This window comes from Empedobacter sp. ULE_I140, from assembly GCF_053482575.1.
The window spans coordinates 2,349,860-2,366,125 of the sequence record NZ_JBQMTX010000001.1 but is presented as its reverse complement, the minus strand read 5'-3'; the positions used below and the strand labels follow the sequence as shown (position 1 = coordinate 2,366,125).

The following is a 16,266-nucleotide window of genomic DNA, read 5'->3' as shown; positions in this document are numbered from 1 at the left end:
AAGCAATTTCAGTTATGCAGTTACGTTATTCAAGTTTTCTTCTCTGATAATTGTATTATGATGCGACAAAATTACTTTATCCAAACCGCGGTAATAATTCCCTTTGTCGACGGTAATCAATAAATTATTTTTCGGAATTTTATTGATAATCTTATCGTTCGGGAAATGTTGTTTCGAGTTTTTGAAGGTAATAAATACATCATCTTCAGTTAGATTTTTGACATCATCTTCCGAAATAATATCAATCAATTCATAAGGTAAATAAAGTTGATCGAAGATATAATGAAACGTTTTAAGGCGTTTTCCGTTCAATTCTTTGCTATGTTGCAAAAAATTTCTCAATCTATGTACAACAGCGTAGAAATTCCCTACCAAAGGCGGTTTGGGAATATTACGCTCGAACAAGCAACCATCAATCAAACTAAGCGGAAGTTTAATATTCAATTCATCTGTTTTTACATTGTATAGATGACGATAATCCAAACCTCTTCTCTTGAATTCTTCGACAATATGATCTTTTAGCGCAGGAACTATAATAGGTAATTGTTGGTTGATAAAATCGACCAATTTTTCATCTGATATAGGAGCTAAATTAAGCTCAGAAATGTTTTGTGACATACAATAAATAGTTAAAATAAAACAATTATTGTATTTCGATAATAGGGGATTTTTCGTTGTTTTTGGATGAACTCCCGTATTGTTTTACCACCGTGGAGACTCCTCTCGGTTGGTATCGTTTTCTACGATTCGAAATACGATGTAAAACTACATAAAAAATTGAATATGTAGTAATGTATTCTGATAATTTTATTTTAAAACAATTATTTAGAATAATATTCTAAATAGGATTTTGTTTCGAGAATAAAGTTTTAAATAATTACTTGATTTGTTTTTTAATATTCTACCACATAGATACATCGTAATATTAGTTCACTTATTCTTTTTTCAATTTATCTCTATTCATCAATATTGTTAAATCTATGTCTCTATGTGGTTGTAATTTTTATGTTCTGAATTAGATAGGACCCTGAAACGAGTTTAGGGTGACAAGACTTTTATACTTCTGTATAAAAAAGAATATAACGAACCCGTTATGTATTCTGATAATTTTATCAATAAAACCCGTCAATTCGAGTGAAATTCTTTTAGAATTTTGTATCGAGAATAAAGTTTTAGAAGATAAAATTCTATTCTCGATACAATTTTTATTCATTACATTTCTAAAAATCACTCGAATTGACGAATTTTTATTCAAATTATATAATAGGCTATAACTAATAAAATAAAGATTGTCAAGTTGAATTTATTTCAACTTCTCATCAAAAAAACTCCTCTATAATCTCCTCAAGTAGGTATTTTTTACCTATTGTCATTCTGAATGAATCGTTAACGGAAATGAAGAATCTAAACGAATAAGTTTAAAAAACAATATAAACTAATAAATACATGGATTGTCAAGCTGAATTCATTTCAGCTTCTCATTAAGAAAACATCACCATAATCTCCTCAAGAAGATATTTCGAATTCGTTATTAAAAATAGAGATTTAGAAAATTTTACAAATAATTAAGAGAAATTTAATTGTTTGCCGAAAATTATTTTATACATTTGACTAACAAAGTAATTAAAAAATGAAGTTTACGTGCTTATATATGTCGATTCGCAAACAGGTTTGGAATATCCAGACGTGGGAAAGTCATGTATACTAAAAAGAGATTTTATTTTTTAATATATTTTATGTTCCCTGTCGAGTTTCGATGGGGATTTTTTTTGAACAAAAACAACAATTACCAATATAAAATTAAAAACAATGCAAAGTTTACAACAAGTAACGATCCCAGTTTGGCCCTTAGAGGACAACACAATCTTAAACAATGTTTCGGTAACATTTCAACTTTTTGGACTTCCATTAGGAACAGCTCCAGTCATTTTGATTAACCATTCCTTACATGGAGATTCAGATTGTACCTATCATTGGGATGGAGTCATGGGGAAAAACAAAGCAATTGATCTTAATGAGTATACGGTAATCTGTATAGATATTCCTGGAAATGGCGTTTCCGAAACCATAAAGTACGACTATATTCCACGCGATCACATTACAGCACGCGATGTAGCGGTATTGTTTTGGTTGACGTTATTTGAATTGGAAGTAGACGAGATTTTTGCCATTATTGGTGCAGATTTAGGTGGAGGATTAGCGTGGGAAATGGCATGTTTGTATCCAAATAAGGTGCTGAATATTATTCCGATAGCAGCAAGTCCTAAGACTACAGATTGGTTGGTAAAAGAGCCAACAGCTAAAAGCGAATACCTGAAATCTATTTTTTATTCGATAGATATATCACGCAATAGAGGCGATATATTGCAAGTTTCGCAATACATCAAATCAAAAATACATGTGATTTATGTGAAGAATGGAAACTTGTTCAACAAAGCAGAATTGAAACGTTATTACGCCAAACTGCAAGAGTTTAACAAACATGTACAGTTCCACGAAATAGAACAAATAGAAGACAACGAATTACTAAAAGCAAACATCGATAAGGTTGAAAAAATAGTAGACGGTATCCTCGAAAAAGAGTTTATCAATAATGTCGCATAAAAACTAAAGCTCCTGATAAGGAGCTTTTTTTTAGTGAATTTTATATAATATATTAAGAAATAGTCTTCTTGTCTAAATTTATAATTTCTTTGTCTAATAATTCTTTAAATAAATCAATAGTATTATCAATATATTTTCTTGGATTACCAGAAGCAGTTATATAAAATTTGTTTAATTTATTAACTATTTCATTATATTTTAAATCATAATTGTCAGAATCATAACTATCAATAAGAGTCTTATACCAATTTATTGAGTTATGGGTTAATTTTCCATATTTTAAAGGAGTTTTATATTTAAAGAAAGATTTGTATAAGTATTTTAAATCTTTCAAATTTTCATGATTTTCTAATAAATAATACCCGTTGTGCATTTTGATTAATAAAGAATAAAGTTGTTCATTTGATTGAAAATCAGTAAATTGTTTTAATTACAAAACATTTACAATGAACAACTTACTTGCAAATTACGAAAGAATATTGGAAGTTCTTCGAAAAATATCAACAGATACACTTTTAATTTATCAACGTAGAAGACCTAAACTTTTTGATTTAGAACTCATCAGTCTTGTCTTAACAGCTGAATTTATGGGTATTGATAGTGAAAATCATTTATTTCGAAATCTTCCTAATGCGTTAAGTTGTAAAATTGAGCGTAGTATTTACAATCGTAGAAAACGTAGATTATCAGAGCAAATTAATAGTATTCGCCTCAAATTAGCGAAAGAATTTAATGAATTTGAAAATTGTTTCATAGTTGATAGTATGCCGTTGGAAGTGTGTAAAATAGCAAGAATTAATCGCTCGAAAATTTGCAAAGAACATCAGTATAGTGCACCAAATAGAGGTTTTTGTGCTTCTCAGCAAATGTCTTTTTATGGCTATAAACTTCATGCTATTTGTTCTTTAAATGGTGTTTTCCAGAGTATTGATATCAGTCCCGCATCTGTTCATGACATTCATTTTTTGAAAGATGTTAAAACTCAAATGTATGATTGTTTGCTACTTGGGGACAAAGGTTATTTGTCGCAAACAATTCAAATTGACTTATTTAATGAAGCTAATATTCGATTAGAAACACCGAAAAGATCCAATCAAAAAGAGTATAAACCTCAGTTTTGTCCATTCAAAAAGTATCGAAAAAGAATTGAAACGTTATTTTCTCAACTATGTGATCAGTTTATGATTAGACGAAATTATGCAAAGACTTTCGAAGGGTTTAAAACCAGAATTTTAGCTAAAATTACTGCTCTTACTGTGGTTCAGTACATTAATAAAACATACTTTAATCGAAATATTAATAATCTAAAAACCCAAATTATTTAAAATGCACAACGGGTTAAATAATTATCTATTGTATTATGAAAAACTACGCCTAAATGATTAACATCTTCTTCAAGTAAATATGCATCGATTATTGGTTGTCCAAAATAAATTTGTTCACTTTTATTAACACTAATCTCTCCATATGCAATACCTCCTTTTATTGGAATTCCATTTTTAATACATTCCCCATGTAATCTTCCCTAAAAAACGGAACGTTTAAAAATATAGTTTATTAACTTAGGGATAATTATGAAACAAAGCAATTTTACAGAAGTTCAGATCGTCAAGATCTTATCAAAACAAAATCAAGGCAAAACAGTCAATGAAATTTGTCGTGAACATGGAATAAGCCAACCCACTTTTTATAAATGGAAGAGTAAATATGGCGGAATGGAAGCCCATCAATTAGCTCAATTAAAGGAACTAGAGAAGCAATTGTCCCGATATAAAAAAATTGTAGCAGAGCTTACTTTAGAAAACGTAGTTTTAAAAGATGTTATCGAAAAAAAGCTATAACGCCTTGTGAAAAACGAGAATTGGTGTTGTATTCAAAAGCAAAACATCAACTAAGTTCTCGCAGGGCTTGTCGTCTATTTAGCTTAAGAACATCCGTTTTTTATTATCAAAAAGTACGTAAAGATGAGGATGATAAAATACGTTTTCAATTGATAGCACTATCTAACGAGCATCAAACTTGGGGCTTTTGGATGATGCATTATCGTTTACGAAATTTAGGCTTTACTTGGAACCATAAACGAGTTTATCGAATTTATACTTCGATGAAACTTAACCTACGTAATAAACGTAAAAAAAGACTTCCTGCAAGTATTAAAGAGCCGCTTTTACGTCCGATTTATCCAAATGTAACGTGGAGTATGGATTTTATGCATGATAGTTTAGAAAACGGAAAAAGCGTGAGAAGTTTGAATATTATAGACGATTTTAATCGAGAAATTTTGAGTATTTGTATCGACACAAGTTTACCTTCAGCTAAAGTAATTTCTGAACTAGAAAAACTAATCGAATGGCGAGGGAAACCTGAGAAAATTAGAGTAGATAATGGTACAGAATTTATTGCTGAAAAACTAAAACTATTTTGTCAAAAAAAAGCCATTGAATTATATTATATTCAACCTGGGAAACCTACGCAAAACTCTTTGATTGAAAGATTTAATAGAACTTTTAGAACAGATTTTTTAAATGCTTATTTATTTGAAAATATCAAAGAAATGAAAAATTATACAGAAATTTGGATGTGGATGTATAACAATGAAAGACCACATAGTTCTTTGCAATATCTTTCTCCTAGAAACTTTTTATTGAAATATGGTAAGGTCAAAAATCCTAATGATTTTCCTACATTTCAAATTAATCAAAATAATAATACAATAATATTAAATAAAAACTCTACTTTTAAGTGTTCTTAACAAGGGGAAGATTACACCCAAATAAATATCTGACCATAATAAGGAAATATTCAAAATTATATTTATCATCATTTTTAGAGAAGATAACAATTGAATCAGAGAAGTTAACGATATACACTTCAGTATCACTATAGCATCCATCAAGATGAGTACTATAATTTGTTTTTTCTATACTTTTTTTGAATTTGTTAATAGAGGTTAATCTAGAATAAATTTCATCATGAGTATTTCTCATAATACTATCTTTGAAACCTAATATATCTAAAAAAGCTACAAAACGAAAATCAGTTGTTTTCCAATTTGTTTTTATTGTATTAGTCATTAAATCTTGATTTTATTTACTTTTAAAATAGTTAATAATATTTTTTTTTACACTCAAATATACCAAAAAATCACAATCAAACCCCTTATTGTAAAACTACAATCCTACAAATTTTCTCCCACTTTTGCTCGTGTTTTCTTTTACTAATTGTCAAAAAAGAATATATAAATAACGTTGCATAACCCAAAAAGCTCCTGAGAGGAGCTTTTTTTGTGGAGTATATACTATTTTAAAAACTAAGGTTTTCACTACTTCGCATTCTACGTAAGCATAAAAAAAAGCAGTAATCATATAAAATACTGCTTATATAGCTTAAAACTAAACTTCGATAACTCCATAAGAATTAAAAGCTAACTTCGGTTCCGTTCAACAGGCTTCCATCTCATGCCCTCTGGGCAAGACGAAAGCTTAGTTATTGTGCGACGTTTTTATTCTAAACAGATGTGTTTTAACTTACCCGAGTCCTCGGTTGATTATAAACAGGTGTGTTTTACCTTATCCGAGTCCTTGGTTGATAACAAAGAAATTTATTTTTAACTATAATTAGTGAGTTTTAGACGAATTAAAACGTTTATTTTTGGCGTAATATTAATTGAGACTTTCTAAAAAATGAAAAAACTATTTTTATTGACAACATTCTTTATGGTGTCAGCACTTTTTGCTCAACAAGCGACTAATACGTTAGAAGGCGTTTTTACAACAAAAGCAAAAGATGAATTATATAATCCATTGAAATTTGATGGAAAAGGAAGAGTAACAATCGGTGAATTTGATGAGGTTGGTTACGAATTTACAGAACGCAATGATTCGGTTATAATATTTGTCGAAAAAACGGTTTTTATCTTCAAAAAAGAGAAAAATCAATTAAAAGGAATTTCAGATTGGGTGGATAAAAAAGTGTATAAATCAAATTTGAAATCTTTCGAAAATAAACCTCAATCAGATTCTAAATTAGCACAACGTGCAAATTGGATGGCAGAGAATTATGATATTAATTTTAAAAATAATGCAACCTATTTGTTTGATTTTGATGAAGAAAGTTTAACTAAAAAATTAAAAGAAAATGAAGCTGCAAATGCAAAACTGTGTAAAGAAGGTTTTGATGAAAGTTGTAAAGTAGTTTTTGCCTATAAATTTGCTGAACAATCTGGTGGTGTTTTCGAAACATTAAGTGCAACAGAAGAGTTGAAATTAAAACCAAATAAAGAGTTACAGCAATTAGCACAACGTGTGATTGATTTAGGAAATCCAGATGGATACGGATTATTTTATACGTATTACTATTTTACAGGAGAAAAGGAAAAAGCGGAAGAGTTTTTACAAAAAGGATTAGATTTAGGATCTAAGTATTGTACAGAGATTTCATTAAATTCTGCTTTAAGTGAATTTGGAGAAGGCTTACAATCGGAAGTAGAAGAATCAGAAGATTAATTCGAACAAATTATCATATAAAATAAAAGCTCAACATTAGTTGAGCTTTTTGTTATTTAGTCAATAAATATTTTGCAACAGCATGATAAGCTGGTAACGAATACGGGTCGTTCGCACTATTCGATGCAACCGGATTGGAAGCAAATCGCACAATAACCATTTCCGCTTTTGGATCAACATAGATCGCTTGACCATGAACGCCACGCGCCATAAATGCTTGATGCTCATTATTGGTTACCCACCACATATCTTTGTAGCTCCAGCCTTTTAGAAGTTTATAATCTGCCTTTGCAAAAGCTTTTTGATTTCCTCCTTTTTTTATTTCGTCAACCAATTTTTTAGGCAAAATTTGATGATTATTAAAGTAACCATTGTTTCTTATCATTTCTCCAAACATTGCCAAATCTCTAAGGTTTGCATTAAATCCACCTCCTGCAAAAGCAATTCCAGCACCATCAATCTGGTAATATCCATCAAAGTTAGTTCCCAACGGTTGCCAAAATTTTTCAGATAGAATTTGAGCCAAAGGTTTATTCAATACTTTTGTAATAATCCAACCCATCACATCAGTATTCACTGTTTTATAACCAAAAGCTTCGCCATGTTTACCATTTTTCTTGACTGTTTTTAGATAATCATAATAATTTGTAGGTCCATTATAATTAGCAGGTTTAGGAAAAGGATTTCCAGCAGCCGAAAAAGCCCACACTTCTGCATTCGGATCGCTGTAATCTTCACTATACTGTAAAGCTGTGGTCATGTCCAAAACTTGACGAATCGTAGCATCACCAAAAGCTGAGGTTTTCAATTCAGGAATATAATCACTACATTTTTTATTCTCATCTAGAATACCTTCGGCAACTAACATTCCGCCCAATGTACCCGTTAAGGTTTTACTAACCGATATCAAGGTATGAGTTCCGTTTTTGTTTAGTTCTCCAAAGTAATTCTCATAAACAATAGCGCCTTTGTGTAAAACAATAATTCCATCGGTATAATTTTTTTGCAAAGATTCTTTCCATGTCATAGTTTCTTTAGTTTCTAAAGGAGTAAAAGTCACATTATCGATAGATTGATCCAATTTAGTTGCCCAAGTATATCTGTTTTCTTGTGCCGAAGCAACATTTACAGTTGGGAAAAACTCGCGCATATGACAAACGCTGTAACGCAAAGCCGGAAAGTTAAAAAAGCTACCATCTATAGCGGACAAAATATCTTCTTTTGCAGGTGGAAACCCTTTCATCCAATTAAAATTCTTTGGATCCGATTGCTCTGCAGTCAAGAATTGTTGTCCATAATTCATTTGCGTCATCACTAAAATTAAACAAACTAATATTTTTTTCATAGTTGTACTATCTATTTGGTTGATAAATGAAGTAGAGGAGAAGCTTGCTTCTCAAATTTACGAAAACCATTTTAAACTTTATTTTATTAAAAATCGGTGAATTCGAAAGAATAATAAGGTCAAATAACAAGACGAATTCACCGACAAGCTTTGAAGCGTTCGATTGATTAGATCTCAACTTCTCGTTCAGAATTTGTGCAATTGCTATGAACGATATAATCGATTAGTTTTCCATTTTCAAAACACAGCATCAAATCTTCTTCATAAATAGATGTATGTGTCAATTGATTAAATTGTAATAATTTTCCTTTTGGAATTTTAATAATTCCAGAATACCAGCTCGCAAAAACTTCTTCTCTTTTTGGAAATAAATAATTCAATTCAACTTCATCTAAATCATCCAAATATCCTCTGAAATTAATCAAAAACAATTCGTCATTTCTCAATTCCCATTTCCCATAATATCCTCTCCAGCACGTTGGCGAAGGCGGAGTAAAATAAGGTGGATGATTTAATTTTCTAAAATAATGATGTAATGGTTGTTCGGCTATAATATATTGTTGGTTGTCGATTAATAAAATTTCTCCTATTTGCGCGGTCATTTTTTCTTATGGTTTATTCAAATGTAGAATAGACACACGAATTAATGAAAAATCAATAGCGTTAATTTATCAAAATAATAAAAATTGACCGACTAAAATAAAATGATTAAAAATTATCTTGACTTTAAATGATAAATTCGTAATTATTATTTATTTTAGAATTATTCTTTCACCTTGTTGAGGGAAAATATAATTGATGTTGTATGGATTATCTTTTAACAATTCGTCTTTAATTTTTTGCTCATAATCATCTTTTGGCTTGATATGAGTAACGATGATTGTAAAACCTTTCAACTTACTTTTTCCAACTTCTTTCGCTAATTCACCTAATTCTTCGTTCATCAATTTTGGTGTTAAATGACCAAATAATAATTTTTCAGGTTGAGAATTAGGAAAAGAAACTTCTAACATCATTGTTTTCAGTTTACCTGATTTAATTTTAGGCGCAATTGCTTTCCAAATAGTTGCTAAATTTTTAGTTCCTTCGATACGATCTGCTCCTGTATCACCAAAATATAAGACTGCATTTGAGCCATTTTCGACTAATATTGCCGAACTTTTCAAAGGATTTACATGACTCAATTCGTAAATTGTTCCTGTAAAATTAGTTTCTTCTATTGTGAAAGGTGTTCCTATTTCTGCATATTTGTAGTAATATTTATTCAAAATTGGCGATTCGCCTTCATTGGCAAAATTTGCCCAAGCATCATTAGTAAAATATTTATTTTTTAAAACTGAAATTGTTTCAGAAATACCATAAATAGGCTTGTTTGCATCTTCTGGAGAATTAATAATCATGCCTGAAAGATGATCCAAATGTCCATGTGAAATAAAATATCCTTTGATATAATTTTTCAGAACTTTACTATTTTGTTCTTCAAAAGTACCTTTCTCTATTGCTTTATTGATTCCAGAAAGAATTGTCCCAGCATCCAATGCCAAATAGCTATTTGTCGTTTCTTCACCAATCAAATAAGAAGAAAGATTGCTTTCGTTGCTACCACCATAAACTCCAAGTGGAACAATCTGAATATTTTGTGCTGATGCAATCATCGAAATTCCAAATCCAATACTTAATAGATATTTTTTCATAAAAAGAATTTTAACAAAAATACAACTGAAAGTATTATTAAACTAAAATATCCTCATAGTTTCTAAAAACTTTAGTATTTTCACACTTCTATAAAATTAACGCATAAAATTAGTTAGAATGAAATCGAAATTATCTACTAAAATATTGAGAAATTATGCGACTCAACTGATGACAAAAAAAGCAATGTATGCAGCGGCAATCGCTTTATTGGCAACAAATGTTGATGCGCAAAAGAAACCATTAGATTTGACTGTTTTTGATGAATGGCAATCAATTGGAATGAAAGAATTATCGAACAATGGTTCGTGGGTTGCTTATCAAGTTAATGCACAAGAAAGTGATAATACATTGAACTTTTTTGGTTTGAAAACGGATAAAAATCTAAGTTTTCATCGTGGTGAACAAAGTGTTTTTACAGCAGATTCTAAATTTACTGTTTTTAAAATTCGACCTTTTTATAAAGATTTGAAATTGGTCCGAATCAAGAAGAAAAAGGAACATGAAATTGCTAAAGATTCGATCGGAATATTAAATCTTGCAACTAATCAAGTCGAGAAATTACCAAATATAAAATCATTCAAAACACCGAAAAAAGGAGGTTCTTTTTTAGCTTATTTATTAGAAAAAGAAGAATCGAAGAATGATAAAAATGACAAGTCAGATTCTACAAAAACGAAGGATAAAGCTTCTAAACCAGCTGGAAAAGATAAAAAAGATACGCCGTTAGAATTGGTGTTGAGAAATTTGATTTCTGGCCAAAAAAAATCTTTCAAAAATGTGATGAATTATGAGTTTAGCGAGAATGGTAAGCAATTAATTTTTTCGACTAAACAAGAGAAAAAAGATAGTTTAGATAAAACTAAATATGGTGTTTTCTTGGTAAATACCGCAACTTTTGCACAAAAGCAATTGGTTGATACAATTGGAGATTTCAAGCAATTTGCGTTTGATGAATTAGCAAATAAAGTAGCGTTTGTTGGAACTTCTGATGATGAGAAAAAAGAAAACAAAACGTATTATTTATATTATACTGCAACAAATAATTCACAGCAAATTAAGAAATCTGAATTATTAGGATTGAAAAAAGATTGGCAAGTTTCAGAAAATCGTCAACCAAAATTTAGTAAAGATGGAAATTCTTTATTCATTGGTTTGATGCCAAAATTAGCAGACAAAGACACAACTTTAATTGCTGATGATTATGCAAACGTGGATGTTTGGAGTTACAAAGACGATTTTATTCAACCACAACAATTAAAGAATCTTGAGCGTGAAAAAAAGCGTTCGTATTTATCAGTGATTGATTTATCGAATCCTGTAAAAGTGATACAATTAGCGGATTTGGATATGAATCAAGTAGAAATATTGAATGAAGGAAATTCAAATTTTGCTTTAGGAACTTCTGATAATGCCTATCGATTAAGCTCTAATTGGGATGTAACAGGTCGTAAAGATTATTATATCATTAATACGAAAACGGGACAACGCGAGTTATTTGCAAAAGCTTTGGCTGGAAAAGTAGAGATATCGCCAAATGGAAAATTTGCTGTTTTTTATAATGCCGAAAATGGTTTTTGGTCGAGCTATAATATCGAAACAAAGGAAACAAAAGTTCTGAATAAAAAGTTAAAAGTGAAATTCTATGACGAAGAAAATGATTCGCCAACTTTAGCGCAAGAATATGGAGTTGCCTATTTTACTGATAATGACGAAACGGTTTTAATCAAAGATCGTTATGATATTTGGGAGTTTGATTTGGCTGGAAATCGTCGTCCAGAAAATATGACAAATGGTTTCGGTCGTAAACATAATATTACGTTTGATATCAATCAATTGAATGATGATATAAAATCACTTAATCGTGATAATTTAGTTTATTTAGGTGCTTTTAATAATCAGAATAAACAATCTGGAGTTTATCAAACTATCATTTCGAACGCAAAAAATCCTGAAAAAGTTGTAATGTCGAATACTTGGGGAACGCAAAAAATGACGAAAGCGTTGAATGCGAACGAATTTATTTATACAAAAGAATCGTTCCAAAATTCGCCTGATGTATATGTTTCAACTAATTTTAAAGATGAGAAAAAGATCTCTGCAATCAATCCGCAACAAAAAGATTATTTGTGGGGGAACGGTGAATTGGTAACATGGAAAACGTATTCGGGTAAAGAAGCAACTGGAGTTGTGTACAAACCAGAGAATTTTGATCCAAATAAAAAATATCCAATGATTGTTTACTTCTACGAAAAACTTTCGGATAATTTGAATCGTTATCAAGCGCCTGCGCCAACGCCTTCTCGTATTAATCATACATATTTTGTAAGTAACGATTACATTGTATTTACACCAGATATTTCGTATACGATTGGTCATCCAGGGAAATCTGCTGAAGATTATATCAATTCTGGAGTAGAAGCGTTGAAGAAAAATACGTGGGTAAATGGTAGTAAAATTGCCATACAGGGACAAAGTTGGGGAGGATATCAAGTGGCACATTTGATTACTGCAACCAATATGTATGCTGCGGCTTGGACGGGTGCGCCAGTTGTGAATATGACTTCTGCTTATGGTGGAATTCGTTGGGGAACGGGAATGAGTCGTCAATTTCAGTACGAGCAAACACAAAGTAGAATTGGTAAAACGTTGTGGGAAGCGCCAGAATTATACATCGAAAATTCGCCTTTGTTCAATATGCCAAAAGTTACGACGCCAGTTGTAATCATGCATAACGACGAAGATGGTGCTGTTCCTTGGTACCAAGGAATTGAGATGTTTATGGCATTGCGTCGTTTACAAAAGCCAGTTTGGATGTTGAATTATAATGGTGATGATCATAATTTGATAAAACGTGCGAATAAAAATGATATTCAGCAACGTCAAGTGCAATTCTTTGATCATTATCTGAAAGATAAACCTGCTCCAAAATGGATGACAGAAGGCGTTCCAGCAATTAAGAAAGGTATTGATTGGGGCTTTGGATATGAAAATACAATTGATTAAAAACTAAATAGTTAATTATGTAAGTGGTTGACTGTTAAATTAAAGGATCGTTTCAAGTTGATTCATTTTAATTCAATATAATTCACTTTGGTTCAATAAATCTCCCCCTATTTCTCCCCTTGAGGAATAGGGGTATTTTCGTTGTAGTTAAATCAAAAACCAATGTTATAGTATGATTAATTATCATTTGAAAAGTAAGCAAAATAATAAGTCTCAATCTGTAGACGCGTACCTTACGGGGTATTTTAAAAATCCTAGCGACCGTTTGAAAATTTCAGTAGGTAAAACTATTAACCCAATAGATTTCGGAGATGCCGAAGCTAATTTTAAATTCGATAGAGAAAAAATTAATAAGTCAAAGAAGCATGGGGTTATAATATTTAAAAGAGCGCTGGAGGATTTTGAAACAGCGACATCTAAGACGGAGACTTATTTTATTGCGATGGGGTATAAACCAACAAAGGAAGACTTTAAAGAACATCTACTAATAAATTTAGGAAGAAAGGTAGAGATTAAGGAAGAAGATAACAGAATATTATTAGTTGATTTTATCGAGCAATATTGTGATGAGCGAGTAAAGATGACGTTGAAAGGACAGAATCCAATTAAGGAGAATTCATTAAATAAACTCGTAGTGCATTTAGGTAATATTAATTTTTAAGTTGTTAATATTTCGATTTAAGTATATTTTATTAATGTACTGATTCAATGTTAGTGCAGTAATTTTAGTTAGAATACTATTAATTTGCTCTGATAATCTTCGTTTTCTACGATTGTAAATACTACGCTCAATTTTACAACTTAGCGCTTTAGGAAGATTTCGAAATAAATGATTTTCACTATCAATACCCATAAATTCAGCTGTTAAAACAAGACTTATGAGTTCTAAATTAAAAAGTTTAGGTCTTCTACGTTGATAAATTAAAAGTGTATCTGTGGAAATTTTTCGTAGAACTTCCAATATTCTTTCGTAATTTGCAAGTAAGTTGTTCATTGTAAATATTTTGTATTCAAATTAATTTACTTATTTTCAATTAAATGGACTACTTTATTATTTATTAATCAAATGTATAACAGGTATAAATCTTTAGTTATAATACGATCTTTGAGTTTAATAATAATTTACAATTTTTAAAATATGTAGCTTTATTTATACTGGAAATTCAGGGAGATATCCAACCCTCTCAATACTCATATCTAGAAACATAATGTTTACATTTCGATACACGAACACCGAACAAACCATACGGAACGGATATACAATGGATACAGAATGGATACAGCGCGGATACACAACCGATACAGAAAAGTGTCATTTTCGATATACACCGATACAGGAATTTAACACTTTTTAACACACTGTTTCTCTAACCACAATATAAACATAGGTTTTTTTAACCGTTTTTCACTTTAAATAATTTGAGTTTTTAGATTATTAATATTTCGATTTAAGTGTATTTTAATAATGTACTGATTCAATGTTTGTGCAGTAATTTTAGCTAGAATACTATTAATTTGCTCTGATAATCTACGTTTTATACGATCGTAAATACTTCGTTGAATATTACAACTTAGCACTTAAGGGAGATTTCAAAATTAATGATTTTCACTATCAATACCCATAAATTCAACTGTTAAGACAAGACTTATGAGTCCTAAAAAGAAGTTTAGGTCATCTAAATTTATAAATTAAAAAGTGTATCTGTGGATAATTTTCGTAGAACTTCCAATATTCTTTCGTAATTTGCAAGTAAGTTGTTCATTGTAAACACTTTGAAGTTAAATAAATTTACTCTTTTTCAATCAAATGAACAACTTTATTATTTATCAATCAAAATGCACTACGGGTTAAATAAATATAGGGAGCAAGGAACTCACATCAAGAACTATCAGGAATATCTTAAACGACAAATTTATATTGATGAGTTTAGCTATGAAATGTATATGAATTTTCTGGAGGTAATTAATAAAATAGCAATTGGTAAAATTGTTTTAAAACATAATCACATTAAGAGTAAAAGTCGTCTTACAAATAAATTAGGTTATTCTTTGGATACCGTAAATACGATAACAACTAAATTAAGGTATATTTTAAAGCAAGCGCGTATTCGTGGTTATAATTTACATCCTACATTGTTTTTAGATGATGAAAGGTTGGTGGTTGGGACTGGTAAAGGCTCAAGAGATTTTTATTTTAATGAAGAGCTTCTTATTAAGATTTATAACCATCAACCCAAATCTAAAGTTACCCAGCATGCAAAAGATTTTATTATGATTGCATCAACGACAGGAATGCGACATCAATCAGTAGCATTGATATTTGAAGAGAAACCAATCGAAATTATTACGCCATCTGGGGAAAGGTTTTTTGCTATCAAAAATCAGGCAGATAAAACTGGGATCAAATTACTTTCTCCTGTAATGAAGCCAGCGATGGATGTTTATAGGCGATTAGGAAAGTTTCCCTCATATAATAGTGTAACAACAATAACACGGCAAATCAGAAAGTTATTAGTAGAAATGGAGGTTGATGATGAGGTTAATTTGACAAAAACCATTTTTGGTGTAGGTGAAGTTAAAGAAACTAGAAAGTTGAATGAAGTGGCAAGTAGTCATGTTTGTAGAGCAAGTTTCATTACAAATGCACTAAATCTAAGAATGGAAAGAGAAAATGTAAAAATGATGACACATAAAGGAATAAATGATGGATCTGCATTTTCACTTTATGATAAACGAAGTGAGTTAGATCGAGCGATTCAGTTTTACGAGGCGAGTAAGGATTTAAATTCAACATTTTTTACATATAAATAGAAAAAGAGGAGCTTATGCTCCTCTTTTGTGTCTAAGTAACCAACTTACAACATCTTCTTCAATATACATTTTCAGTGATTTTTCGTCTTTTTCGTCCGCTCGGAAAAAGGGTAATCCTTTTTCTTCATAACGTTGTAGAGTTGATCTTGACCATCTCAACATTTTGCGAATATCTGAGCTGTAGAGTATATCTGTTAACTTGTAATTTTTTTTTGACTTCTCAGCCATCTTTTCAAATCTTAAAATTAATGATGTGCTTTCACATAATGATTATTAATTTTTGATCTTTTAAAAAGATCATTT

General features: G+C 30.4%; 15 protein-coding genes, 2 pseudogenes and 1 riboswitch. Of the genes and pseudogenes, 8 read left to right on the top strand and 9 right to left on the bottom strand.

From position 1 onward, the window contains the following. Nucleotides 1-12: 12 nt before the first annotated feature. Complete coding sequence (locus ACTS9J_RS11265) at nucleotides 13-618, bottom strand: hypothetical protein (protein WP_448353253.1); 606 nt, start codon at nucleotides 616-618, stop codon at nucleotides 13-15. A gap of 48 nt (nucleotides 619-666) precedes the next feature. Next, a riboswitch (SAM-I-IV-variant riboswitch) is annotated at nucleotides 667-761 on the bottom strand. A 1,048-nt stretch (nucleotides 762-1,809) separates the two neighbouring features. Here ACTS9J_RS11265 and ACTS9J_RS11260 point away from each other — a divergent pair. Then, nucleotides 1,810-2,604, top strand: a complete 795-nt coding sequence (locus ACTS9J_RS11260) for an alpha/beta fold hydrolase (protein WP_219035213.1) — start codon at nucleotides 1,810-1,812, stop codon at nucleotides 2,602-2,604. Between the two features lie 52 nt (nucleotides 2,605-2,656). Here ACTS9J_RS11260 and ACTS9J_RS11255 read toward each other — a convergent pair whose 3' ends face one another. Beyond that, entirely contained in the window at nucleotides 2,657-2,938 is a 282-nt protein-coding gene (locus tag ACTS9J_RS11255; protein WP_219035212.1) for a hypothetical protein, read from the bottom strand. A 112-nt stretch (nucleotides 2,939-3,050) separates the two neighbouring features. On the opposite strand from ACTS9J_RS11255, the gene ACTS9J_RS11250 reads away from it, so the two are divergent. From ACTS9J_RS11250 to ACTS9J_RS11240, 3 genes are all read left to right on the top strand, one after another. After that, the gene (locus tag ACTS9J_RS11250) at nucleotides 3,051-3,929 is read left to right on the top strand and encodes an IS982 family transposase (protein ID WP_219034401.1); all 879 of its coding nucleotides are present in this window, start codon (nucleotides 3,051-3,053) and stop codon (nucleotides 3,927-3,929) included. 249 nt (nucleotides 3,930-4,178) lie between these two features. Next, nucleotides 4,179-4,445: a transposase gene (locus ACTS9J_RS11245; RefSeq protein ID WP_219033924.1), complete on the top strand. Its 267-nt coding sequence runs from the start codon at nucleotides 4,179-4,181 to the stop codon at nucleotides 4,443-4,445. A gap of 23 nt (nucleotides 4,446-4,468) precedes the next feature. After that, a complete protein-coding gene (locus tag ACTS9J_RS11240) occupies nucleotides 4,469-5,356 on the top strand; it encodes an IS3 family transposase (protein ID WP_448353039.1) in 888 nt (295 codons plus the stop codon). On the opposite strand, the gene ACTS9J_RS11235 is transcribed toward ACTS9J_RS11240, so the two are convergent. After that, nucleotides 5,343-5,678 (bottom strand): hypothetical protein, encoded by a 336-nt coding sequence (locus ACTS9J_RS11235; RefSeq protein ID WP_219035349.1) that lies wholly within the window; start codon nucleotides 5,676-5,678, stop codon nucleotides 5,343-5,345. The genes ACTS9J_RS11240 and ACTS9J_RS11235 overlap by 14 nt on opposite strands. Nucleotides 5,679-6,287: 609 nt before the next feature. On the opposite strand from ACTS9J_RS11235, the gene ACTS9J_RS11230 reads away from it, so the two are divergent. Further along, entirely contained in the window at nucleotides 6,288-7,109 is an 822-nt protein-coding gene (locus tag ACTS9J_RS11230) for a hypothetical protein (RefSeq protein ID WP_286496213.1), read from the top strand. A gap of 52 nt (nucleotides 7,110-7,161) precedes the next feature. Here the strand turns inward: ACTS9J_RS11230 and ACTS9J_RS11225 are convergent, their stop codons facing one another. The 3 genes from ACTS9J_RS11225 to ACTS9J_RS11215 all read right to left on the bottom strand — a co-directional run bounded on the left by ACTS9J_RS11225 (nucleotide 7,162) and on the right by ACTS9J_RS11215 (nucleotide 10,148). Next, nucleotides 7,162-8,454 (bottom strand): serine hydrolase domain-containing protein, encoded by a 1,293-nt coding sequence (locus ACTS9J_RS11225; RefSeq protein WP_448353252.1) that lies wholly within the window; start codon nucleotides 8,452-8,454, stop codon nucleotides 7,162-7,164. A gap of 167 nt (nucleotides 8,455-8,621) precedes the next feature. Then, nucleotides 8,622-9,056, bottom strand: a complete 435-nt coding sequence (locus ACTS9J_RS11220; protein ID WP_291063257.1) for a hypothetical protein — start codon at nucleotides 9,054-9,056, stop codon at nucleotides 8,622-8,624. Nucleotides 9,057-9,206: 150 nt separating this feature from the next. Then, the gene (locus tag ACTS9J_RS11215; protein WP_291090253.1) at nucleotides 9,207-10,148 is read right to left on the bottom strand and encodes an MBL fold metallo-hydrolase; all 942 of its coding nucleotides are present in this window, start codon (nucleotides 10,146-10,148) and stop codon (nucleotides 9,207-9,209) included. Nucleotides 10,149-10,266: 118 nt separating this feature from the next. Here ACTS9J_RS11215 and ACTS9J_RS11210 point away from each other — a divergent pair, with 118 nt between their 5' ends. Next, a complete protein-coding gene (locus ACTS9J_RS11210; RefSeq protein WP_448353251.1) occupies nucleotides 10,267-13,152 on the top strand; it encodes an alpha/beta hydrolase family protein in 2,886 nt (961 codons plus the stop codon). A gap of 172 nt (nucleotides 13,153-13,324) precedes the next feature. Further along, on the top strand, nucleotides 13,325-13,813 hold the full coding sequence (locus ACTS9J_RS11205; protein WP_448353250.1) for a hypothetical protein: 489 nt from the start codon (nucleotides 13,325-13,327) through the stop codon (nucleotides 13,811-13,813). On the opposite strand, the pseudogene ACTS9J_RS11200 reads toward ACTS9J_RS11205, so the two are convergent. Both ACTS9J_RS11200 and ACTS9J_RS11195 read right to left on the bottom strand, forming a co-directional pair. Further along, nucleotides 13,793-13,888 (bottom strand): annotated as a pseudogene (locus ACTS9J_RS11200) (IS982 family transposase); the annotation flags it as partial. The gene ACTS9J_RS11205 and the pseudogene ACTS9J_RS11200 overlap by 21 nt on opposite strands. Beyond that, nucleotides 13,868-14,146, bottom strand: a pseudogene (locus ACTS9J_RS11195) (IS982 family transposase); the annotation flags it as partial. The pseudogenes ACTS9J_RS11195 and ACTS9J_RS11200, both read right to left, overlap by 21 nt. A 779-nt stretch (nucleotides 14,147-14,925) precedes the next feature. Between ACTS9J_RS11195 and ACTS9J_RS11190 the strand changes: the two are divergent. Continuing rightward, complete coding sequence (locus ACTS9J_RS11190) at nucleotides 14,926-15,963, top strand: hypothetical protein (protein WP_448353249.1); 1,038 nt, start codon at nucleotides 14,926-14,928, stop codon at nucleotides 15,961-15,963. Between the two features lie 12 nt (nucleotides 15,964-15,975). Here the strand turns inward: ACTS9J_RS11190 and ACTS9J_RS11185 are convergent, their stop codons facing one another. Beyond that, the gene (locus tag ACTS9J_RS11185; protein ID WP_448353248.1) at nucleotides 15,976-16,191 is read right to left on the bottom strand and encodes a hypothetical protein; all 216 of its coding nucleotides are present in this window, start codon (nucleotides 16,189-16,191) and stop codon (nucleotides 15,976-15,978) included. Between the last annotated feature and the right edge of the window lie 75 nt (nucleotides 16,192-16,266).